Here is a 3,253-nt window from a genome sequence, read left to right on the forward strand (position 1 = left end):
TTTTTTAGACGCAAAAAAGGCCGAAATCCACGTCTTTTCAGGATTTCAGCCTTTTTTATTGGTTTGATGTTCCGGTGCAAAAACTAACAGTACCCCACACGCACCGGATTTTTGGGTAAAGTTTTCATCGGTGCAGGTCAGGCCGGAGAGCCAATACAACACCGGCACACGGTAGCCTTGCAAGGCTTGTGGCGGCAGATAAATGCTGAAGGTCATGTCGCAGCCGTTGACGCCGGAAGCGTGGCGGTAGCGCTCTTGGTGGCCGTTGAACATTTTGTTGCGTGAAATCAATTCGAGTGCAGACATCATAGCTCCTTATTTTTCATGAATTCTTTTTCAGACGGCCTGATTTGATTTTAGGCCGTCTGAAATTATTTGTGGCGGATTTCCCAGCATTGATGGATTTTCTTGTTGCGAAAATCATCGGGAACGGATTGCTTGCTCACATCTTTCACGGCATATTTTTCGCTGACTTCGGGATGCAATTCAAAGCTGCGTAAATTGTTTGAAAAATACATCAGGCCGTCTGAAGCGAGCAGCTTCATGGCGCCGTTGATTAAAGTCATTTGGTCGCGCTGGATGTCGAGAATATCGAGCATTTTTTTGCTGTTGGAAAAGCTCGGCGGATCCATCACAATCAGGTCAAACTTTTTGCCTTCGGCTTCAGCATTTTTTAAGTATTGAAACACATCGGCGCGTACGATTTTGTGTGCAACTGAATCAATGCCGTTTAATTCAAAATTGCGTTTTGCCCAATCCAGATAAGTATTAGATAAATCGACGGTTTCGCTGCTGATGGAGCCGCCGGTTGCGGCATACACGGTAAAGCTGCCGGTGTAGGAAAACAGGTTTAAAAAGCGTTTGCCTTGGGTGCTGTCGCCGACTTTTTTGCGGGTATTGCGGTGGTCGAGAAAAAGGCCGGTGTCTAAATATTTATCAAGATTGACCCAAAAGCGGCGGCCGTTTTCGCTGATGATGAAATCTTCGCCGGATTTGCCGGTTTTCTCATATTGCTGCGTGCCTTTTTGGCGCTCGCGGCGTTTGAGGTGGATTTGCTCGGGCGAAAAGCCGGTGACAAAACCGATGGCTTCCAACACATCGTTCAGCCATGCTTCGTATTCTTCCGGTTGCATCAGCCAGCCGGTGTCGTATTCCTGCAAATGAATGTGGTCGCCATACACGTCGATGGCAAAAGGGAATTGTGGAATATCGCGGTCGTAAATGCGCCATGCTTCGATTTGGTTGCGTTTGGCCCATTTCATCAGGTGTTTGATGTTTTTGCCCAAGCGGTTGGCGAATGGTGTGATGTCGGTCATTTTCAGACGGCCTGCTGAATAAAATGGCTATTTTACGCCAATTAACGCATTTGTGCTTGACCGAATATGGCGAAGTCTATATTATCCGCCATTCGTCTTTATTTTTATGAAGCCATCGTCTTCAAACCTATTAACCGGTATTGTGCCGCGTTTCTTATATCTTTTTGCTTTCACGCATATTTGCAGGTTGTCGTCGATGTTAACTTACAAGCCACAGGGCTTGCGACAACCTTGTAACTGATTTCCCGTTACTTATCCTTTGCTTCAGGCCGTCTGAAATGTTCAGTCGGAAGTTGTTGTTGTGTCTTTAGGATAGTCATGTCTATTAAATTTGCTGATTTAAATCTTGATAAAAACATTTTGTCTGCGTTGCAAAGCGCGGGCTACGATTCACCAACCCCGATTCAGGCGCAGTCGGTGCCGGTGGCTTTGGAAGGCCGTGACATCATGGCTTCGGCGCAAACCGGTTCGGGTAAAACCGCTGCTTTCTTGCTGCCGACCCTGCAACGCTTAACCAAACGCAGCGAAAAAAACGGCAAAGGCCCGCGCGCTTTGGTACTGACTCCAACCCGCGAATTGGCGGCACAAGTCGAGAAAAGCGCGCTGACTTATGCGCAAAATATGCGTTGGTTCCGCACCGTCAGCATTGTTGGCGGCGCATCATTCGGTTATCAAACCCGCGCGTTGAGCAAACCGGTTGATTTGGTAGTGGCTACCCCGGGCCGTTTGATGGACTTGATGAGCAGTGGCAAAATTGATTTCGACCGCTTGGAAGTGCTGATTCTGGATGAAGCCGACCGCATGTTGGATATGGGTTTTATCGACGACATCGAAACCATCGTTGAAGCCACACCGGAAGACCGCCAGACTTTGTTGTTTTCTGCGACTTGGGACGGTGCCGTTGGTAAACTGGCGCGTAAGCTGACCAAGAATCCGGAAGTGATTGAAGTTGAGCGCGTTGACGACCAAGGCAAAATCGAAGAGCAATTATTGTATTGCGACGATATGCGCCATAAAAACCGCTTGCTCGACCATATTCTGCGCGATGCCAATATCGACCAATGCGTGATTTTCACCTCAACTAAAGTCATGACCGAAGTGTTGGCTGATGAATTGTATGAAAAAGGTTTTGCTGCCAACTGTTTGCACGGCGACATGCCGCAAGGCTGGCGCAACCGCACCTTGATGGATTTGCGCAAAGGCCGTTGCAAAATTTTGGTGGCGACTGATGTGGCTGCACGCGGTATCGACGTGCCGACCATCACCCACGTGATTAACTACGATTTGCCGAAACAGGCGGAAGATTATGTACACCGTATCGGCCGTACCGGCCGTGCTGGCCGCACCGGTATCGCGGTGACGTTTGCTGAAGTGAACGAATACATTAAAGTACACAAAATTGAAAAATACATCGACCGCAAATTGAATGAAGTAACCGTGGAAGGCATGGAGCCGACTCGCAAACGCAAATCTACCGGCGGTAAACCGAAAGGCAGCGGTGGCCGATTTGCTAAAGGTGGCTACGGCGATCGTGACCGTAAATTCGGTGATCGCAAAGGCGGTAAACCGCGCAGCGAAGGTGGCTTTGGTGGTAAAGCCCGCAGTGAGCGCAGTGAAGATGGCTTTAAACCACGCAGCGAAGGCTTTAAAAAATCGGAAGGCTTCAAAAAGAGCGGCTCGGATTTTAAAGGCAAACGCAAATCAGGCGGTGACTTTGGCGGTAAAGGCGGCTATGGTAAATCAAGCCGTCCGGCAGGTAAGCGCGGTTAATAGCCTAAAGGTCGTCTGAAAATAAAAGGAATGCAGTTTTCTGCATTCCTTTTTTTTGTATCACTGATTAGGGCGTGTCCTCAATTTAACTTAGCATGAATAATAGAGCAAGCCAAGTAAAGCATCGATTTAAAATTACGAGCTAATTTCTCATAGCGAGTAGCAAT

The 3,253-nt window shown here is 48.1% G+C and carries 3 protein-coding genes and 1 pseudogene; 1 reads left to right on the forward strand and 3 read right to left on the reverse strand.

Features of this window, described 5'->3' with window-relative positions; all coding sequences use genetic code 11:
• Positions 1-45: 45 nt before the first annotated feature.
• Both CRG49_RS12525 and CRG49_RS12530 read right to left on the reverse strand, forming a co-directional pair.
• Positions 46-306: an alpha/beta hydrolase-fold protein gene (locus tag CRG49_RS12525; RefSeq protein ID WP_369832045.1), complete on the reverse strand. Its 261-nt coding sequence runs from the start codon at positions 304-306 to the stop codon at positions 46-48.
• Positions 307-371: 65 nt separating this feature from the next.
• The gene (locus CRG49_RS12530) at positions 372-1,316 is read right to left on the reverse strand and encodes a class I SAM-dependent methyltransferase (RefSeq protein WP_095501927.1); all 945 of its coding nucleotides are present in this window, start codon (positions 1,314-1,316) and stop codon (positions 372-374) included.
• 318 nt (positions 1,317-1,634) lie between these two features.
• Here CRG49_RS12530 and CRG49_RS12535 point away from each other — a divergent pair, with 318 nt between their 5' ends.
• Entirely contained in the window at positions 1,635-3,086 is a 1,452-nt protein-coding gene (locus CRG49_RS12535; protein WP_095501926.1) for a DEAD/DEAH box helicase, read from the forward strand.
• 80 nt (positions 3,087-3,166) lie between these two features.
• Here the strand turns inward: CRG49_RS12535 and CRG49_RS12540 are convergent.
• A pseudogene (locus CRG49_RS12540) lies at positions 3,167-3,253 on the reverse strand (IS5/IS1182 family transposase); the annotation flags it as partial.

This window comes from Neisseria sp. N95_16 (assembly GCF_002551535.2).
GTDB classification, from domain to species: domain Bacteria; phylum Pseudomonadota; class Gammaproteobacteria; order Burkholderiales; family Neisseriaceae; genus Neisseria; species Neisseria brasiliensis.

Excerpts from the sequence above, each read along its gene's own strand:
- CRG49_RS12530 (WP_095501927.1), bottom strand. The coding sequence starts at position 1,316 with ATGACCGACATCACACCATTCGCCAACCGCTTGGGCAAAAACATCAAA.
- CRG49_RS12535 (WP_095501926.1), top strand. The coding sequence starts at position 1,635 with ATGTCTATTAAATTTGCTGATTTAAATCTTGATAAAAACATTTTGTCT.
- CRG49_RS12525 (WP_369832045.1), bottom strand. The coding sequence starts at position 306 with ATGTCTGCACTCGAATTGATTTCACGCAACAAAATGTTCAACGGCCAC.